The sequence below is a fragment of the Corallococcus macrosporus DSM 14697 genome (assembly GCF_002305895.1).
Taxonomy (GTDB): domain Bacteria; phylum Myxococcota; class Myxococcia; order Myxococcales; family Myxococcaceae; genus Myxococcus; species Myxococcus macrosporus.
The window spans coordinates 3,158,775-3,176,925 of sequence record NZ_CP022203.1 but is presented as its reverse complement, the minus strand read 5'-3'; the positions used below and the strand labels follow the sequence as shown (position 1 = coordinate 3,176,925).

Here is an 18,151-nt window from a genome sequence, read left to right as displayed (position 1 = left end):
CATGAGCCGCGTACTGACGATTCTCGTCGCCATGTTCACCATCGTCTTCCTGATGGCGGGTGGCATGGCGTCGGCCTACCTGGTGGGCGGGCTGGTGGAGGAGCACTGGTTCTCCGGCGCGAGCCGGCTGACCAACATCCTGTTCCTCGTGCTCGTCTTCGTGATGGTCATCGCCACGCTGCTGACCATGGCGGAGCGCAAGTGGAGCGCGTTCATCCAGGACCGCATGGGTCCCAACCGCGCGCGCATCGCCCTGCCCGGCCTGAAGAACCGCTCCCTGGGCGGCCTGCCGCACATCCTCACGGACGTGCTGAAGATGCTGACCAAGGAGGACCTGATTCCGGGGACGGCCAACCGGTTCATGTTCAACCTGGGCCCCATCCTGGCCTTCGCGCCGACCTTCGCCCTGTTCGCCGTGGTGCCCGCGGGCCCGTCGGTGATGGTGTTCGGCCACAACGTGGACATGGTGGTGGCCACGCCGGACTTCGGCATCCTCTACGTGCTCGCCATCGCCTCGCTGGCCGTCTACGGCACCGCGATGGCCGGCTGGGCCTCCAACAACAAGTTCGCGCTCCTGGGCGGCGTGCGCGCCACCTCGCAGATGATTTCGTACGAGGTCGCGCTGGGCCTGTCGCTGGTCGGCCTGTTCCTGACGTTCTCCTCGGTGCAGTTCCCCGCCATCATCGGTGACGTGGGCAGCATGCTGGGCAACGGCTCCGGCCAGGCGCAGTACCTGTGGCGCACCGACGGCGCGTTCGACCTGGGCCTGCCCGCGTGGGGCATCATCATCCAGCCGCTCGGCTTCCTGCTCTTCTTCGCCGCCTCCTTCGCGGAGACCAAGCGCGCCCCGTTCGACCTGCCCGAAGGCGAGTCCGAAATCATCGGCTACTTCGTGGAGTACTCCGGCATGAAGTTCGGCCTCTTCATGATCTCCGAGTTCGTGGAGGTCGTGGTGCTGGCCGGCGTGACGACGGCGCTCTTCTTCGGCGGCTACCACCTGCCCTTCGGCAACGAGTGGCTGGCCAACCTGCCCGTCATGCAGGAGCACGGCTGGCTGCTGGGCACCATCCTGGGCACGGTGTTCTGGCTGAAGGTGCTGTTCCTCATCTGGGTGCAGCTCCTCATCCGCTGGACCTTCCCCCGCTTCCGCTACGACCAGATCCAGTCCCTGGGCTGGAAGATCCTCCTCCCCATCGGCCTGGTGAACGTGTTCGCCACCGGTGCCCTGGTCCTCTGGGATCCGTCCCTGCGGGCGCTGGCCATCCTCGGCCTGGCGGAGATTGGCCTCCTGGTGGTGTTGACCACGACGACGAAGGTCCCCGCGGGCGGCGCCCACGAGGCGCACGGCGCCCATGGCCACGACCACGGGCACGGTGGGCACGGTGCCCATGACCTGCCGGCGCACGCCCACGGCGCGGCCCCGGCCTCCACCCATTAGGCCGCGCCTTTCGGCCCCAGCATCCGGGAATCGAGAACCATCATGGCCTACAAGGTAAGCAAGGACCCTCGCACGGACATCCGCGAGCGGACCTATGTGCCCAACCTGCTCCGCGGCCTGGGCATCACCGCGAAGCACTTCTTCCGCAACCTCTTCGGGACGCGTGACACCAACACGCAGGTCGTGGACCGCACCGGCTCCAGCCTGATGACGACGGTGGCGTACCCCGAGGAGAAGCCCATCTACCCCGAGGGCTACCGCGGGCTGCACCGGCTCGTCCCTCGCGAGGACGGCAAGCCGCGCTGCGTGGCCTGCTACATGTGCGCCACCATCTGCCCGGCGCAGTGCATCTACATCGAGGCGGGCGAGTACGGCGAGGAGGCCGGGGACTCCGAGGACCGCGTCATCGAGAAGTACCCCACCCAGTTCGTCATCGACGAGCTGCGGTGCATCGTGTGCGGCCTGTGCGTGGATGCGTGCCCCAAGGACGCCATCCGCATGGACACGTACACGCACACCCCGCCCGAGTACACGCGGCAGAACTTCGTCTACGACATCCCGAAGCTGCTCAAGGGCGCGCCGGTGTCGCACCCGTCGGACCCGTGGAACAAGCGCGAGGGCTCCGACGAGCCGCACCACGTCCACAAGGAAGCGCACACGCGCATCGGCGAGGGACTGGTGGAGCTGAAGCTGCCGCACGGGGACCACGGCCACCACGACAAGGCGCTGCCGGCGGGGGCCCATGCGGGCCACCAGACGGTCGTCACGCAGCAGGGCCCCATCCAGGTGACGAAGTTCATCAAGTGAATCCAGATTCCCAGTGAGGCCTTGGCGGCCTCGCCAGGATTCCCGGCCCGCCCTCCCGCGTTGAAGCGGAAGGCGGGCCGGCGCTTTTTCAGGGGGCTGGTGGTGAAGGTGAACCTCTTCAATACGCTTGCTGGCGGCCCGCGGGAGTCGCCGCCGTGAAGCGCTACCGACTGTCGGTGTGCAAGGGCTCGAGCTGCAAGGCGGGCGGCGCGGACGCCGTCTACGCCGAGGCCCGGGACTCGCTGTCCGGCCAGGGCCTGGTGCCTCGCTGTGAGCTGTACCGGGGCGGCTGCTACGGCTTCTGCCACATGGGGCCCAACGTCGTCGTGCGCGAGGACACCGGCCGCAAGAGGGATCCGCTCTCCCCCGAGGACTACCAGCTCATGGGCTGGCCCGGCGAGGTGTACTACTCGGCGATGACGGCGGAGAAGATGCGCCGCGTGGTGGCGGAGCACATCGCGCTGGACGCCCCCGTGAAGGAGTTCTTCGGCCAGCCGGACTCGGACGGCGGCGAGGACTGACTCACGCCGCCGAGGCGGTGGGCCCCACCTCGTCCACGCCGTGCACGCCATCCCAGTCCGCGGGCGGCGGGGTGACGAGGAAGCGGGCGCAGCGGGCCGTGTAGAGCGTGGCGACGGCGTCCTGGTACTCCATGGACGCGCGCTCGAAGAGGGCGTGCGCCTCGGCGAAGCGGCGCTGGTGGTAGGCGGTGAGGGCCTGCTCGTGGAGCGCGAGCTGCTCCTGCATGCGCGGGGTGAGCTCCCCCCGGCGCGCCACCAGCTCATGCACCCGCACCGGCTGCGCGCGGCCCTTGAAGCGCACCTGGTCCACCACGCGGAAGACATAGCTGCCGCTGGCGAGCTGCGCGGTGGTGTCCCCGGCCAGCACGAAGGTGCCGTACACCTTGTTGATGGCCTCCAGCCGCGAGGCCATCCCCACCGCGTCCCCGAGCACCGTGTAGTGGGACTTCAGCTCGCTGCCCAGGTCGCCCACCACCAGTTCGCCGGTGTCCACGGCCGCGCGGAAGCTCAAGCGGTGGCCGTACTTCTTCTCCCAGGGGGCCTGGCGCTCGGCCAGCACCTCCCGCATCTTCAGCGCCGCCTCGCAGGCCAGGTGGGCGTGGCGGTCCGTGCGCACCGGCGCGCCCCAGAAGGCCATCACCGAGTCGCCGATGTACTTGTCCACCTGCCCCGCCGTGGCCCGCACCACCGCGGAAATCTCCGTGAGGTAGTCGTTGAAGAGGCCCACGAGCTGCTCGGGCGGCAGCCCCTCCGACAGCCGCGTGAAGCCCTCGATGTCACAGACGTACACGGACATCTGCCGGCGCTCGGGGCGCATCAGGCTCAAGTCGCGCGCCACCAGCCGGGCCACGTCCGGGCTGACGTAGCGCCCGAGCGCGTTGTGCACGAAGTCCCGAATCTGCCGCTCCGTGCCGTAGGCGTAGCGGATGGTGGCGACGAAGGCGCCCACCATGGCCAGGAGCGGCCCGGCCATGGCCACCCACAGCCGCTGCTCGACGAAGACGTACGCGGCGCCGAAGGTGTAGCCCGCCATGGCCGCCACCAGGAAGCCCACGTAGAGCACGGCCCCGCGCACCGAGCGCAGCAGGAAGCTGAGGGACAGCGCGAGGAAGGCGCCGAGGAAGGCCAGCCCCACGGTGAGGAGCAGGTCCAGGTCCGGCGCGGCGCGGGTGATGCCGTCCGAGCGGAGGATGTTCGCCAGCGCCTGCCCCAGGATGGCGCCCCCCGGCGTCCGCGGCCCCAGCGGCGTGGTGTGCAGGTGCGCGGACTCGCCGGTGGTCCGCGTGAGGACGACGGTGCGGCCCTCCAGGTCGTTCTCGAAGCGCGCGGGGCGCTCGTCCTCCACGTCGAAGACGTTGAGCAGCACGTTCCACGCCCGGATGGAGCGCGCCAGCGAGCCGCGGGAGCCCCGCCCCACGTTGGGCGCGTCCCAGCGCAGCAGGCTGATGCCCGCGCGACTCATGGGGAAGGCGTACGTGTCTCCGACGTGCAGCCTGCCCTCCGCGTAGCGGAGCGAGCGCGTCCCGGCCAGCCGCATGGCCGCGGCCAGGGGCAGCGACGGCAGGATGTGCCGCTTGCCGCGCACGGTGTAGCTCACGAGGTGGGGCATGGCGCGCACCCGTCCGTCCCTGCCCGCCAGCAGCGTGGACGCGCCGTACCCCGAGCTCCCGCCCAGCAGCGGCACCACGGGGTGCTCCAGGTGGCGGAGCTCGATGAGGTCCGTCGCCTCCAGCCCCTCCACCTGGACCTCCGTCAGCGCGACGAAGAGCTCCGTGGGCCCCACGCGGTAGGTGTCGTCCGCGGCGCGGCGCGGCTCCAGGATGAGCGTGGGCGCCCCCAGCCGCGCGCCCAGGCCCCTGGCGTCCGCCTCATCCATGGCGCCGCCCCACACCTCCACCTGGCTGCCCGCGGGGATGATGAAGGCGGGCCGCTGCCCCGCGAGCACGGCCTGCGCGCGGAGGTATGCCGCCTCTGACGACTCATAGACGCCGAGCTTCGCGCGGTACGGCCACAGGCGATTGGCGGGCGGCAGCACGCGCGGGCCCTGCGCCTCCCAGGTGAACGCGAGCAGCGCGCGGCCGGGCTCCCGCTCCAGCAGGGCGGCGAAGGCCGCGTCGTCACACGAGGGGCCCGCCGGGGCGGGGGGGACGCAGGCGTTGGGACTGAGGTCCGTGAAGGGCAGGTCCACCAGGACGAGCAGCGCCCCTTCCTGGACGAGCCGGTGCACCATGCGGCCCACGAGCTGGCGCGGCCACGGCTGCGTGGCGACGCCGGGGCGGGAGTCCTGGCGGGCCTCGGCCAGCGTCTCGTCGTCGATGGCGATGACGACGGCCTCGTCCGGGCGCTCGGAGCGCTCCCCCAGCTCACGCACGCGCCAGTCGTAGGTGACGCGCTCCCAGCCCTCCAGCCAGGCCTGCGCCGCCCCCACCGCCGCTGACGGGACCCAGGCCGCCGGTGGGTCCCTGGGCGGCACGACGCTGGTGGGACGCAGGTACACGAGCAGGCCCAGCACGCCTCCGAAGAGGAGGGCCATCAACAGGGAGACGCCAAGCCGCTTCAGGAAGCGCCGGCCTGCGGAGTGAACGCGGTGACCTTGCACGGGTGGCCCCCAGGATACCCCGAGTCGGGCCCGGGCGCGGGCGTCGTTGCGGGGGGGCCTGCTATGCTCGCGTGCCCATGAAACGCTCCCTGGTGTCCGCGGCGCTCGCCGCCTCCTCCCTTGCCTTCCTGGCGTGCGACCTGGACCAGCTCACCGCCGACCACGTCATGGTGGGCACGCTGCTCTCCACCCCCGAGGTCGAAATCTCAGCCTCCGCGCTGGCCGGCCTCGACGCGGGCACCCTCGGCCCGGATGGGGGTGATGTGCTCGCCCTGCCCGCGCAGACGGCGGCCATCGTCTTCTTCGGCAGCCGGACGGGGGAGAATTCGCAGCCCTCCGGCCTGTCGGGGGCGGACGTCACGGTGCAGCCGGCGGGCGGCGCGGCCACGGCGCTCGCGGACGAAGGCTCCGGCAACTACAGCCGCACCAGCGTGGGCGCGTCCGACTTCACGTACCAGTCGGGCGCCACGTACCAGTTCATCGCGACCCGGGGCGGCACGCGCTACGTGGGCCAGGTGGACGACGCGCCGATGAAGGAGACCATCGCCGCGCTGCACCCGCCCGAGGGCTTCCTGCGCATCGACGCGAACACCCCGCTGTCCTTCGACCGGCCGGCGCCCCCGGCCAACACGGACCGCACGCTCGGCTTCGTCACCGTGGTGCCGCTGAGCGCCGAGGGCGCCCAGGGCGAGCCGACGTACACCAACCTGCCCTCCACGCCGCTGCAAATCCTCCAGTTGGTGGGACTGCCGGGCCCCTACCGCGAGGCCCGCGTGACGATTCCGGCCGCCGCCTTCCCCGAGCGAGAGCAGACCTACCTGGTCATCTTCCACGCCGTGCGCATGGGCGGCGCGGAGTCCGGCAACCTGTTCCTCGGCAGCGCGCTGCTCGCGGGCACCGCGGAAGTGGGCGTGGTGCGCACCCGCTAGGGCGCGCTCCGACCGAGGCGCCGCCGCCCTGCCGGCGCATCACCCCACCTCGATGTCCAGCCCGAGGCGCCCCTCCAGCTTGAGGCGCAGCAGGTGTCCCGCGAAGCGCTCCGACTCCTCGCGGGAGAGGACGTTGCGGAAGGCCGTCCCGTCGGCGACCTCCACCTCCAGCACGGCGCCTCGCTGCAGCAGGCGGAAGAAGTCCTCACCTCCCGAGGGACGCGGCACGAACACGGGAAGGAAGCCCTTCAGCGGCACCACCTCCCCTGCCCCACGGACGCGCGCCTCCAGGCCCGCGGCATCCGGGCGCACCTCGTCAGCGCCCACGCCCTCGTCCGCATAGAGCGGCGCGGGCGCCAGGGACACGTCCTCCGTGGAGTCATCCAGCAGGAAGCCGTACCGGGAAGGAATCCGCCCGGCGAACAGGAAGCACAGCAACGCCGGCGTGTCTCCGGACACGCGCGCCAGGTGGAGAATCGCGCGCTCCGTCCCCACGCGACGCAGCAGCAGCGTCAGGGACGGACGGCTCGCGCCCAGGTAACGCCGCACGCGGTCCTTCAGCGTGGCGCGAATCTGCGCGAAGGCGTCTGCGTGCTTCGCCTCGCTCTCCGCCTCTCTCCGAGCGAGCGCGTCGCGCGCCTGCGTGAGCTTCTCTTCCGCGTCGCGCAGGAACTCACCTGGCGCCGCCGCTCCGGCCACGAGCCCTGGCTCCGTGCCCGGCGTCAGCCCCGCGGCGCGCACCGCGCCCAGGAGGAACGAGCCCTGCTGCTCCAGCCGCTCACGCTCCTCACGGAAGCGGAGCCGGGACGCCGCCTGCTCCAGCTTCAGCTCCAGCCACGCCTCGTACCCGGACTCCAGCGTCTCCAGCGCGCGCAGCCGCGCCAACGCCGCGTCCGGCCCCGAGGCCGCGCCCTCACCTGCCCCGGCGTGCTTCACCACCCCACCCTGCGTCGTGTCGCTCACGAAGGTGGACTCTAACCGGCCCGAAACAGGAAGGCCCCCACCCACGCCGTCACCGGCGCGAATGGAGGCCCCTGCCCCTTTCGGGGTCCTGTGCGGCGCGTGCCGCGAACCGAATCAGGCGGTGCGGGACACGGTGCCCTGCGGGCCCGTCTGCGCCGCGCCCTCGCTGGAGCGGCCCACCGCGTTGTTCAGGTACTCCTGGCCGCTGTGCAGGCGCTGACGGAGGTCGTCGCGGAGCTGGTTGCCCGGCTTGGGCGCCAGCAGCAGGCCCAGGCCCGCGCCCACCAGGATGCCAGCGGCGAAGGCGCCCACGACGGGGAGGAGCGTGTCGACCGTGTCCCGGCGCGTCTCCAGGCCCACCAGGTTCAGCAGGTCGTCCTTGTCCAGCTTCTTGAGGTTGTTGAAGTTCACCATTTCCGACTCCGGGGGTTATGGGGTGGAGGAATGCCCGGCCTCAGTACGTCGGCGGGCGAGGAGTGCCTGCGGAGTTCGCGTCCGCCGAGGCGGACCCCTGCGGGCCCGGACCAGCAATACCACGTCCCGTCTGATAGCCCTGGAAAGCTGCCTCCGCCATGCCCAGCAGCTCGTCCTTGACCAGCGGCAGCGCCGCCAGGCGCACGCCGAGCCGGAGGATGCGCGCCGTCAGCGGCGTGAAGAGCCCGCCGCCCAGCAGATAGCCGACGCCCACCGCCGCCGCCATCATCCCATACGGGTTGCGCTCCACGCGCCCCCGCAGGTCCAGGGTCTGCCCCAAGTCCGTCACCGCGCCGCGCGCGTCCGTCCAGAGCTGCTGCGCGTCGCTGCCGATGTGGTCCACCCGCTGCCCGAAGCCGCCGCCCTGCGGGTCCTGCGGCGTGCCATTGCCCGATGCACCTGGAAACGTCGTCATGCGTTCACCCTCTCGTGTGGTTCCAGCGCGCGTCTCAGCGGCGCGAGGCGATGCGTCCGACGAGGAAGCCCACGGCCACCGCCCCCAGCAGGCACGTGCCCGGGTTGGCGCGGATGAAGCTCACCACGCGGTCGTTCAGGTCCACGATGTTCTGCCGGGCCTCGTCAATCTGAGGCACCACGCGGTCCTGGAACTGGCGGGCCTTGTCGGCGATCTGCTGCGGATTCATGTCCATCGAAGCCTTCTCCTGATTGGGGGGTGCTACGGAAGTCGTCAGTCGCGGGAGCCCAGCCACAGCCCCACCGCGAACGCCGCGCCCACGCAGGCGTAGGGATGGCGGTTCACCCACTGGCGCCAGTCGGCGGCCACGGCCACCTCCTCGCGCAGGGCGCTCACGGACGTGGCCAGCTCGGCGCGCGTGCGCTCGATTTCGGCGCGAAGCTCCGCGCTGCTGCGCGGACCGTACGCCTTGTGCTGTCCATTGCTACCGGCCATGGGGGGGCTCCTTGAAGATTTCGGGGTTCGCGCCCTGGAGCGCGTTCACGGGCGCGCTGGGGGCCGCGCTCGTGAGCGCGGCCACGCTGAGCGACAGCTCCTCGGACGTGTCGTCCATCATCCGGCGCGCCTTCAGCCGGTTCACCGCCCACGCCGCGCCGCCCACGCCGCCCACCAGGTTCAGCAGGCCGATTCCGCCCAGCGCGCCGGCCCAGCCCAGCCACGTGGACAGCCACGCCGCCAGCGCCGCGCACACGAAGCCATGGCCCACGAGGATGAACGGCACGAAGGCCGCGATCATCGCCACGTCCTGGCCCGTGGCCTTCACGTCCTCGGCCAGCTCCATGCGCGCGAGCTGCAGGTGCTGGGTCACCAGCCGGCTGAAGCCGTCGGCCATGCGCCCGACGAGCGCGGAGATACCGCGCTCCGTCTGTTCACTTCCCACGTGCATGCGCTCTCCGGCCGACGCATACGGCCTCTCAAGTGCGTGCCAAACTAGGCACGCACCCGCTCCGCGACAACCACGTCACGGTGCTTTTGTCCGGCACACGCAAGCGTCGGCCAGTGAACGCGCGCGCCGGCCCATCCCACCAGTCTACCCGATGAGCTGCACCGGGGGAGAGACCGAAGGCTCCACGGCGATGGGGGCCTCGAAGCGCAGCACGAGGGGCAGGTGGTCGGACGCCACGCGGCTCAGCGCCGTGCGGTGGGGATGGATGGACAGCGGCCGCACGCCCGCGTCCACGAAGATGCGGTCCAGGCGCAGCAGGGGCAGTCGCGTGGGGTACGTGCGCGCGGGCGCCCCCAGCTCCAGCGCCACGTCGTGGATGGCCTCCCGCACCAGCGAGGGCACCGGCCCGTTCCCCCAATAGTTGAAATCTCCACACACCACCAACGGGGCCTTCCGCGCGGCGTCGCGGAGGATGTCCGAGGACAGCAGCAGCGCCTCCTGCTTGCGCCGCTCGCCCAGGCGCAGGCCCAGGTGCAGCGAGAAGACGTGGAGCTGCAGCCCGCCGCCCAGGTCCAGGTCGCAGCGCAGCGCGCCGCGAGGCTCCCGGCGCCCCACGCTCAAGTCGTAGTTCTTCGACTTGAGGATGGGCAGCCGGGACAGGATGGCGTTGCCGTAGCGCCGGCCGTTGCGCACCACGTTGGGGCCGAACGCCATGTGCAGCCCCAGGAGGTCCGCCAGGTGTTCGGGCTGATCCTCCCGGGGCGTGACGGCGCGAAAGTCCCCCACCTCCTGGAGGGCGACGATGTCCGCATCCACCTCGCGGAGCACCTCGCCCACGCGGCCCAGGTCGAAGTGGCCGTCCGTCCCGATGCCGCTATGGATGTTGTACGAAACGAGCCTCAGCTCCACGCGCGTCGCTCACCCATTTTCAGGACAGGGGCAGGATGCGGCCCGCGGTCATGCGGACCACGGTGACGGGCAGCAGCAGGAGCCGGGTGACGGCCTTGGCGGCGTCCCCCAGTCCGCCCCGCAGGGCCTGGAGTTGATGCGCCGCTTCGTCGCGAAGCTCCGGCAGCCGCCCGCGGGGTGGCTGCTCGCGCGTGGGCGGCAGCGCGCCAATCGGCGCCGTCGCGCCCACCGTGGGGGCCGCGGTCTTGCGCTGCGCGCGCTTCGTGCCCTTGGCGGGCGCGAAGTCCGGGCCATGAGAGAACTTGGCGTCGGGCGCCGGCCGGGCCAGCTCCTCGAGCTGCGCCTCCATCTGGTGCGCGATGTAGAGTTCCTCCGTCTCCGCGAAGCGCTTGCCGTAGTGCACGCCCTCGTGGCTCTCCATGGCCTCGGGATGCGCCTTGGAACGGGCCAGCCGCGCCTTGTCCTGCCGACGCAGGCTTCGCTTCGGCGCCGGCAGCGTCTTCGGAACCTGGTAGTGGTCAAAGCTATAGGGACGAGGCATCCGCGAATCTCCCAATCATCGAGTCCGTTCAGAAGCTAGGAAGCCCCCAGTCCCCCGGGTACGCCTTGACGGAATGTGCCCTGGCGGCCCGCCTGCCCCACGGCCAGGCAGGCGGCGCACGGCGCGGCGACGTCGTCCAAGTACCGACAACCTCTGGCGTCGGCCCCGCGTCACGCGGGCGTGCGGACGTGCTCCCACCCAGGCGACACACCGAGCGCTTTCAAGAGGCGGAGCAGGCGTGCGGCGGATCAGCGCCATCCTCCGGGAAGTGTTGCGGGCGACGTGGTGTAAAAACGGCCCATGCCTTCGCACGCACCCGGCCGGAAGTATTCCAAGTCACCGTTCCTGCTGCTCGCCCTGCTCGCGCTTGGAGCGAAGGCCGGAGCGGCCGAAACCGCCTCGGTGCCCGTGCACGCGGAGCGCGGGAATGCCGCCGAGGAGGCTCGGCCCCGCCTCACGTTGCAGCCCGGCGCGGCCAAGCCGGGGGACCCGGTGTTGGTGACGGTGAGCGGCGTGACGGCGCCGCCCTCGGGCACGCTGGCGGGGCGCGCGCTGCGCTTCTTCCCGTGGGGCGACGGCTATCTGGCCATCACCGGCCTCCCCGTGGAGCTGACGCCCGGCGCCGCGCGGGTGACGGCCATGGGCCCCGTCACGCCGGGCGCGCCGCAGGTGGAGCTGACCGGCTCGCTGGACGTCGTGGAGTCCGGCTACCCGTCGCGCGAGCTGCGTGTGGCGGGCAAGTACGTGAAGCCGCCCGCCTCGGTGCGCAAGCGCATGGCCGCGGACCGCCGCGCCTTCGCGGAGGCCTTCGCGCAGGACTTCAGCGCGCCGCACTTCTCCCGGAACTTCGCGTGGCCGAGGGAGGACAGAATCACCGCGCCCTACGGTGACCGCCGCACCTTCAACGGCAAGCTGTCCAGCCAGCACTTCGGCGTGGACATCGACGGGGACCCGGGCGCCCCGGTGCAGGCCGCCAATGACGGCACCGTGGTGATGGCGCGAAACAACTACGCCGCAGGCAACACCGTGCTGCTGCACCACGGCGCGGGCCTCTACACGGCATACTTCCACCTGTCGCGCATCGACGTGAAGCCGGGCGAGGTGGTGAAGCAGGGCCAGCTCCTGGGCAAGGTGGGCAGCACCGGCCGCGTCACCGGCCCCCACCTGCACTGGGGCGTGAAGGTGGACGGGCTGTGGGTGGATGGCGCCAGCCTGCTCAAGCTGGACTTCTTCCCGCACCTGCCGCCCAGCGTCGCCCGGGGCGGCAACGCCGACCTGGGCACGCCGTAGCGAGGCGTCAGCGGTCCTTCCACTTCGGGGGGCGCTTCTCCAGGAACGCCAGGATGCCCTCCCCCGCGTCGTCCGCCAGCACGTTCAACGACAACTGCGAGGACAGGTACTCCAGCGCGGCGGGCAGCGGCAGGTCCTCCGCGGTGAAGAAGGCGCGGCGCCCCAGCGCCAGCACCGCCTGACTCTTTCCGGCCAGCTTCCCCGCGAGCGCGCCCACCGCGGCGTCCAGCTCCGGGGCCGGCACCACGCGGTTGAGCAGCCCCAGCGCCAGCGCCTCGCGCGCGGGCAGCCGGTCCCCGGTGAGCACCAGCTCCAGCGCCCGCTTGCGGCCCAGGTGCCGCTGGAGCAGCGCCATCATCATCATCGGGAAGAGGCCCACGTCGATTTCCGGCGTGCCCAGGTCCGCGCCCTCCACGGCGACGGCCAGGTCACACGCGAGCACCAGGCCCAGGCCTCCGGCCAGCGCGTGGCCGTTGACGCGCGCCACGGTGGGCTTGCGCAGCTCCTGGAAGCGCGCCAGCAGCTTCCCGTAGGAGCGGCGCCCCTCGTGCGTGGCCAGGAAGCCCTCGTCACCGGCCAGGGTGCCCAGGTCCCCGCCCGCGCAGAAGACCTTCTCACCGGCGCCCGTGAGCACCACCACGCGCACCGCGGCGTCGGACTCGGCGCGCTCCAGCGCGGCCATCAGCTCGCGCACCACCCCGGGAGACAGGGCGTTGCGGGCCTTGGGCCGGTCGATGGTCAGGAGCGCTTGGGGGCCTTGGACTTCGTAGCGGACTTCTCCGGCTTCCATTCGGACACCTCCGCGGCCTGGGCACCCGTGAGGACGCCGTAAAGGAAGGAGTCGGCAATCTGAGACCTGGCCCGCTCCAGCGCGTCCGGGTCGCGCGCGTCGGCCAGCCCCACGACGAAGGCGGTGAGCGCCATTTCGATGTTGCCGAAGAGGAGCGCGGAGGCCAGGTGCGGGTCCAGGCCCGTGCGCAGCTCGCCCCGCTCCTGGGCGGCGTGGAACAGCGCCGAGCTGAGCCGGATGGCGTCCACGAAGGCCGTCTGACGGTTGATGCGGGAGCCCGCCGGACTGCGCGCAATCTCCAGGATGAGCACCTTCACCGCGCGCGGGTCCACCCGGTACGCCTCGAAGGCCACCTCGACGATGCCGTGGACCTTCTCCGCCAGCGAGCCTTCTCCCTCCACCACCGTGCGCACGCGCGTGACGAAGCCGCTCCAGCCGGTGTCGAACACCGTCTCCAGCAGCTCATCCTTGTTCTTGAAGTAGTGGTAGACGAGGCCGTACGCGACGCCGGCCTCCTTCGCCACGTCCGCGATGCGGCAGCCGTGATAGCCCTTGCGGGCGAACACGTCGATGGCGGCGCGGAGGATGGTGCGGCGGCGCTCGCTTTCGCGCGTGCCATTGTCAGCCGCCGGCTTGCTCTGCTGACCCACGGACGTCCTCCACCGGCGGGTGATTCGCCAGTCAATCCGTGGAGAACCTACGGAGGGCGGGCCCTGGGGTCAATGCCTTCGTGGGCCCGCCCATCCAAACGGCGACGGCTACTCCACGGTGCCGGAGACCTCGGGCCCCGCGACGACGGCCTCGTGGCCCTCCAGCTGCGCCGCCGTGTACTTGCAGATGGGGCGCACCACCCACGGGACGGGCGGGACGAAGGGCGGCGGCGTGGTCTCGCCCTGCTCATGCGCGTCCTCGACGCGGTACGTCTCGAAGTTGAAGGACGGGTAGGTCAGCGCGATGCCCTGGTTGGCGGACGACAGCTTGATGGGGCCGGCCTCGCCGCCCGAACAGCCGTCACTGCCGCTGTTCTGGGCCATGCGGTTGAACCAGGGGTCGGAGACGATGAACGAGATGGCGATGCTGCTGAAGTGGTCGATGTTCGGCGGCGGCGCGTTGGGCGGCGGATCCAACTGACGCTGCGTCTGGCTCTGGTCCAGCTTGTGGGGCATGCCCGTCCAGAGGATGCGCTCCTGCACCCAGATGAGCGTGCTGGCGTCGTACTCGCCGTTCTTCCCCGTCCAGCGGCCGTCGCCGTTGGTGTCCACGTAGCGCTCGCCCTCGTCCCACGTGCCGTTGTCGTTGCTGTCGACGAAGGGCTCCGTCAGGTCCTCGAACACCTCGTTCGAGTCCCACACGCCGTTGTTGTTGAGGTCGATGAACTCCTCCTCGCCGCTGGTGATGGCGATGAGCGAGACGAGGTTGTCACGCGGGTTGAGCGTGACGCCCGGGCGGATGGGGTCCGGGCGGCGCGGCTCCGGGCGGTCCTGCTGGGGCTGCGCGGGGTTGCCGTAGGCGGCGATGGGGTTCTCGTCCCAGAGGAAGGGGTGCATCCACAGCGGCGCCAGGTACTCGCCCGTGTGGGTCGCGTCCTTCAGGGGCGTCCAGGTGAAGGTGCCCGGCGGCACGTCCAGCGGCAGCGGCAGGGACGTCTTGTAGAGGACCTGCGCGTTGCCCACCACGTCGGTGACGGAGACCGCGGTGGGACCAATGGTGCCCGCCTCGGTGAGGAAGGACACCTGGGCGCCCACGACGCCGTCGCCGTTGCGATCACCCACGTGGGCGATGCAGTTGACCTTGACGCCCGCGATGAGGTTGCGCGTCTCGTCCCAGGCGCCAATCGCGTGGTGCAGGCCGGAGCCGTCACCGGAGAAGGAGCCGCACTGAAAGGTGAACTGACGGGCGTTGGCGTTGGTGCCCGCGAAGCTGACCACGGGCGACACCGCCCGCTTCATCTCCGCGCCCGTGCCCGCCGTGGCGATGACGACGGCGGAGGCCACCCGGCCGCCCCGCGCCACGATCTGCACGGACACGATGCCGTCACCCGTGTTGGTGACGCCCTCGGTGGGCGTCAGCTCGACGCCCGGGACCGGGGACTCCAGCGTGAAGGACACCTGCGTACCGGCCTGCGGCTGGCCTCGGGAGTCCACCGCGCGGAAGCGCAGCGTGGTGATTTCTCCCAGTCGCGGCTGGGCCGGTGACTGGTCCACGAATTCAAGTGTGGCGGGGACCGCCGACGAGCATGCGACGAACAGCAGGCTCGCGATGGCCACCCACGGGGCCAGACCCGGACGCATCAGTGGAGACTCCTTGAAGGCGATGAAGGAAGCGGGCTGTACGCGAGCAGCGCACAGCGCATCTTCCCCATCTTCCCGGGCCACCTACCGTCCAGTCAAGGACAGGACAGGTGGACCGGCGCCCTCTTGCGTCCAGGGCCTGGAATCCCTGGGGTCACTTCAGGCGGCGGTGCCGCTGAACATCACCCGCGCCACGCCCAGAAGGCGGTCCACGTCCCGGGCAGTGAGGCCACGGGCGCGCGCGAAGTCAGACAGGGGCCGCAGGAGGTCCTCCGTCTGAGCAAGGGTCTGCTCCGTTCCCGTGAAGAGCTCGCCCAGGCTCACGCCCAGGGCGTTGGCGAGCGCCGCCAGCGTCTCCACATGGGGGACGCGCTCACCACGCTCGATCATGGAGAGGAACGACACGCTGATCTGCGCCCGCTCCGCGAGCTCTTCCTGCGTCCAGCGCTCCGGCCGCTGTGTCCGAAGCTCGCGGATGCGCTGCCCAATTCGTTTTCCGAGGTCCGACACGAAGTACTTCTCCTGGCTGTTTCGGGGTTGGAGGAACCCCCGCCCGCGGCGGGTGATTCCTAGCCTCCGGAACCAAAGGATCCGAAATCCGCTACAATGAAATTGACGCCAGAGAATTCCAGCCCCAGCTCTCGTCGCAGCGTCACCACCCCCTCGACCCGCCAGCAGTCGCACGCAGGCCCATACGAGAGGCCGAACGTCTGCTGAGCAAGAGGGCGGTTCTCTTGAGTTATTGGATCCTGGTAAAGCGGTTGCACAATTGCTTCGTACCGCACTCCCAGCCCAAATCCGAGCTTCAAACGCGTACCCGCGATGAGGGCTTGAGCCCGTTCGGCCGGAGGGAAGCCGGGCTCCACCCGGGATAATCCGCCTACCAGGGTATCCAGCGAGCGGCGGAGGACGTCCGGCCCCACGGAGCGGGGATCCGCGCCCCGCGCGAACGCCGGCTGACCACTCCACAGCAGGTCATCGAAGCGCGCGTAGGCGGCGTGGCCCTTGCCATCATCGACGTTGACCTCCGCGGAGAGCCCGGAGATGCGACCCATGTTGGGGTCGTAGCGGACGGTGCCCGCGGCCGTGAAGATGCCGGCGGTGGCGCTGAGGCGCGCGAAGGTGTCACGCAGCACGGGCCCGGGGTCCTCCACCTTCCCCGCCGCGGGCACGTGCCGGGTGAGGTCGAAGCCCTGTCCGATGCGCAGGCGCAGCGGCTCACGGATGTCGGTGCCGCGCTTGAAGCGCAGCGTCTGGTCCACGGCGAGCACCGCGTGGAGGAAGCCCCGGGTGCGGCCGTCGCGCTGGAACGGCACCGCGGCGTCCACGTCGTCATAGGGACGGGCCACGTCCTCGCCGGAGGTGCCGGCCGAGGGGAGGCGGCCCCACCCTCCCGGCACGTAGCGCAGCTCCAGCGAGGGGGTGATGGCGTGGCGGAAGCTCGCCTCGCGGCCCTCGAAGACGCGCGCCACCTGGCTTTCGAGCAGCAGCCCGGCGAGGGGGTAGCCCCGCTGCCACGTCCGGCCCGACACCTCGCCCAGCCACACGTCCTGGCGCACGCCGATCGACGGCGACACGCGCAACAGGCTGCCCAGGCCGAAGGACGTGGACAGACGCGGGAAGAAGTCCACCCGGTTGCGCGCCTCACGGTCGTTCGAATTGAAGCTGCCGTCGGACTGCGTGGTGTCCGCGGGCGGCGGCCACCCGTCGAAGCCAAACGGCGTGTAGGTCCCATCGGCCCGGAAGAGGCCGTCGATGCCCTCGTCACCGTACCCGCCGCGAAGGGGCGCGAGCCGCAGGTACTGCACCGACAAGCCCCCCATGAGCCCGCCGAGGACGGGGCGCTCCGGCAGGGCCAGGGTGAGGGCCGGCAGCCGCTGGAACGTGGTGGGGCCCTTCAGCTCTGGCCGCGCCGGGTCCGTGGCGGCCGGGACGCGGTTGTCCTGGAAGAAGCGGTACCCCCACCGGATGTCCTGGCGAAGTGAAACATCGAGCCCCGCGTAGAGGTCGTCCTGGCGCTGGAACACCGCGCCCGTGCTGCGCAGGTAGGTGAAGTCCTGGGTGACGAGGTCCGCCGTGAGGTCGCGGGTGTAGAAGCCGTCGGACACGAACGCGGCATCGACCCGGTTGTGCCAACCACCGCCCATGTCCTGCGTGTGCTGCCAGGACGCCTCGCCCCGGAGCCCCCGCCGCTCATCGACGTATTCAGGCGTCGCGACGCCGTCCACCGTCCGCCGGAAGAACGTGCCGTAACGTGGATCCCGGATGGGCCGGAGGTCATAGAGGAACCCCAGCGTGGCGCGCCCCCGGGTCCGCTCGCTGGGCGCATACCGGAACTCGGTGAGCAGGCGCGGCCCCTTCACGCCCTGGTAGCGCGGCTCGCGGACCTGCTCGGTGGCGCCGGGCACGTCGTGCAACTCGGTCCCGCCGCTGAAGTACCCCGGCGTCAGCGTGAGGTCATGGCTCTGGCCCAGCGTGATGAAGAGCGGCTGCTCCAGGGTGAAGCCGTTGAGCGCGGAGAGGGTGGGCTTGGGAATCAGCAGGCCCGTGCGCCGCTGGGACAGCGGCATGTAGATCCACGGCAGCGCGAACACGGGGACGGACTTCACGTACACCACGGGCAGCGTCATCGTGGCGCGCTCCCCCAGGACGATGGTGGCCGACGAGGCCTCCATGCGCCAGCCGGGCTCGTCCGGGCTGCAGTTGCACGGGGTGAAGGCCAGGTCCTCCACGACGAAGGTGTTCTCCCCCGTCCGGCGGATGCGCGAGCCGCTCATGAGCAGGGGCGTCTCGCCCATGGCTCGCAGCTCCTGGGGCGTCTTCGCCGTGAACAGGGCCTCCTGGGTGACGCCCTGCTTCTGCATGAAGAGGCCGCCCTCGAGGTTCGCCTCGTAGGTGCGCACGTCCATCTTCACGGTGTCCGCGACCGCGGCGAGTCCGCCCGGGCCCACGTACACGACGTTGCCCGTGGCGGTGACGAACGGGTTCGCCGCGTCGTACGTCACCTCGTCGGCGCGGAGCTGCATCGTCTCCGTGCGGAGCACGGCGTTGCCACGCGCGGTGACGACCTTCGTGTCCGCCTCGTAGACGACCAGGTCCGCCGCGAGCTGCGCGTTCTCACCGTTGGGCAGCGCCAACTGGGTGGTGAGCGGCACCTGCGACGTGGAGACCAGCAGCGCGGCGGCGAGCGGAACGAGGAAGCTCATTCAGGGGTGCAGGGTATGCCGCGCCCAGGCCG

Annotated in this window: 19 protein-coding genes; 5 read left to right on the top strand and 14 right to left on the bottom strand. The window is 71.0% G+C overall.

From position 1 onward, the window contains the following. Position 1: 1 nt before the first annotated feature. From MYMAC_RS13515 to MYMAC_RS13505, 3 genes are all read left to right on the top strand, one after another. The gene (locus MYMAC_RS13515; protein WP_095958382.1) at positions 2–1,438 is read left to right on the top strand and encodes a complex I subunit 1/NuoH family protein; all 1,437 of its coding nucleotides are present in this window, start codon (positions 2–4) and stop codon (positions 1,436–1,438) included. A gap of 42 nt (positions 1,439–1,480) precedes the next feature. Continuing rightward, complete coding sequence (locus MYMAC_RS13510; protein WP_013939305.1) at positions 1,481–2,245, top strand: NuoI/complex I 23 kDa subunit family protein; 765 nt, start codon at positions 1,481–1,483, stop codon at positions 2,243–2,245. 155 nt (positions 2,246–2,400) lie between these two features. Then, entirely contained in the window at positions 2,401–2,766 is a 366-nt protein-coding gene (locus tag MYMAC_RS13505) for a (2Fe-2S) ferredoxin domain-containing protein (RefSeq protein WP_095958381.1), read from the top strand. Position 2,767: 1 nt separating this feature from the next. Here the strand turns inward: MYMAC_RS13505 and MYMAC_RS13500 are convergent, their stop codons facing one another. Further along, a complete protein-coding gene (locus MYMAC_RS13500; RefSeq protein ID WP_095958380.1) occupies positions 2,768–5,299 on the bottom strand; it encodes an adenylate/guanylate cyclase domain-containing protein in 2,532 nt (843 codons plus the stop codon). A 143-nt stretch (positions 5,300–5,442) separates the two neighbouring features. Here MYMAC_RS13500 and MYMAC_RS13495 point away from each other — a divergent pair, with 143 nt between their 5' ends. After that, positions 5,443–6,294 carry a hypothetical protein gene (locus MYMAC_RS13495; RefSeq protein ID WP_238539657.1) on the top strand — a complete coding sequence of 284 codons (852 nt, stop codon included), beginning with the start codon at positions 5,443–5,445 and terminating at the stop codon, positions 6,292–6,294. 39 nt (positions 6,295–6,333) lie between these two features. On the opposite strand, the gene MYMAC_RS13490 is transcribed toward MYMAC_RS13495, so the two are convergent. The 8 genes from MYMAC_RS13490 to MYMAC_RS13455 all read right to left on the bottom strand — a co-directional run bounded on the left by MYMAC_RS13490 (position 6,334) and on the right by MYMAC_RS13455 (position 10,542). Continuing rightward, positions 6,334–7,257 (bottom strand): hypothetical protein, encoded by a 924-nt coding sequence (locus MYMAC_RS13490; RefSeq protein WP_095958379.1) that lies wholly within the window; start codon positions 7,255–7,257, stop codon positions 6,334–6,336. 114 nt (positions 7,258–7,371) lie between these two features. Beyond that, positions 7,372–7,671 carry a YtxH domain-containing protein gene (locus MYMAC_RS13485; protein WP_013939300.1) on the bottom strand — a complete coding sequence of 100 codons (300 nt, stop codon included), beginning with the start codon at positions 7,669–7,671 and terminating at the stop codon, positions 7,372–7,374. Between the two features lie 40 nt (positions 7,672–7,711). Then, positions 7,712–8,146: a hypothetical protein gene (locus MYMAC_RS13480; protein WP_013939299.1), complete on the bottom strand. Its 435-nt coding sequence runs from the start codon at positions 8,144–8,146 to the stop codon at positions 7,712–7,714. 34 nt (positions 8,147–8,180) lie between these two features. After that, a complete protein-coding gene (locus tag MYMAC_RS13475) occupies positions 8,181–8,381 on the bottom strand; it encodes a hypothetical protein (protein ID WP_013939298.1) in 201 nt (66 codons plus the stop codon). A 38-nt stretch (positions 8,382–8,419) separates the two neighbouring features. Continuing rightward, the gene (locus MYMAC_RS13470; RefSeq protein WP_013939297.1) at positions 8,420–8,641 is read right to left on the bottom strand and encodes a DUF3618 domain-containing protein; all 222 of its coding nucleotides are present in this window, start codon (positions 8,639–8,641) and stop codon (positions 8,420–8,422) included. Continuing rightward, complete coding sequence (locus MYMAC_RS13465; protein WP_095958378.1) at positions 8,631–9,092, bottom strand: phage holin family protein; 462 nt, start codon at positions 9,090–9,092, stop codon at positions 8,631–8,633. The genes MYMAC_RS13470 and MYMAC_RS13465 overlap by 11 nt, the downstream gene beginning before the upstream one ends. A 144-nt stretch (positions 9,093–9,236) precedes the next feature. Next, positions 9,237–10,001 (bottom strand): endonuclease/exonuclease/phosphatase family protein, encoded by a 765-nt coding sequence (locus MYMAC_RS13460; protein ID WP_095958377.1) that lies wholly within the window; start codon positions 9,999–10,001, stop codon positions 9,237–9,239. A gap of 19 nt (positions 10,002–10,020) precedes the next feature. Further along, positions 10,021–10,542 (bottom strand): hypothetical protein, encoded by a 522-nt coding sequence (locus MYMAC_RS13455; RefSeq protein ID WP_204817597.1) that lies wholly within the window; start codon positions 10,540–10,542, stop codon positions 10,021–10,023. Positions 10,543–10,842: 300 nt separating this feature from the next. On the opposite strand from MYMAC_RS13455, the gene MYMAC_RS13450 reads away from it, so the two are divergent. Further along, positions 10,843–11,832, top strand: coding sequence for a M23 family metallopeptidase (locus MYMAC_RS13450; protein ID WP_095958375.1), 990 nt, complete (start codon positions 10,843–10,845; stop codon positions 11,830–11,832). 7 nt (positions 11,833–11,839) lie between these two features. Here the strand turns inward: MYMAC_RS13450 and MYMAC_RS13445 are convergent, their stop codons facing one another. The 5 genes from MYMAC_RS13445 to MYMAC_RS13425 form a co-directional block, all read right to left on the bottom strand. Beyond that, entirely contained in the window at positions 11,840–12,622 is a 783-nt protein-coding gene (locus MYMAC_RS13445) for an enoyl-CoA hydratase/isomerase family protein (RefSeq protein ID WP_095958374.1), read from the bottom strand. Further along, positions 12,571–13,272, bottom strand: coding sequence for a TetR/AcrR family transcriptional regulator (locus tag MYMAC_RS13440; protein ID WP_095958373.1), 702 nt, complete (start codon positions 13,270–13,272; stop codon positions 12,571–12,573). The genes MYMAC_RS13445 and MYMAC_RS13440 overlap by 52 nt, the downstream gene beginning before the upstream one ends. A 108-nt stretch (positions 13,273–13,380) precedes the next feature. Then, entirely contained in the window at positions 13,381–14,913 is a 1,533-nt protein-coding gene (locus MYMAC_RS13435; protein WP_095958372.1) for an Ig-like domain-containing protein, read from the bottom strand. A 159-nt stretch (positions 14,914–15,072) separates the two neighbouring features. Beyond that, positions 15,073–15,423 (bottom strand): helix-turn-helix domain-containing protein, encoded by a 351-nt coding sequence (locus MYMAC_RS13430; RefSeq protein WP_002634858.1) that lies wholly within the window; start codon positions 15,421–15,423, stop codon positions 15,073–15,075. A gap of 59 nt (positions 15,424–15,482) precedes the next feature. Then, positions 15,483–18,119, bottom strand: coding sequence for an LPS-assembly protein LptD (locus tag MYMAC_RS13425; protein WP_095958371.1), 2,637 nt, complete (start codon positions 18,117–18,119; stop codon positions 15,483–15,485). Positions 18,120–18,151: the final 32 nt, after the last annotated feature.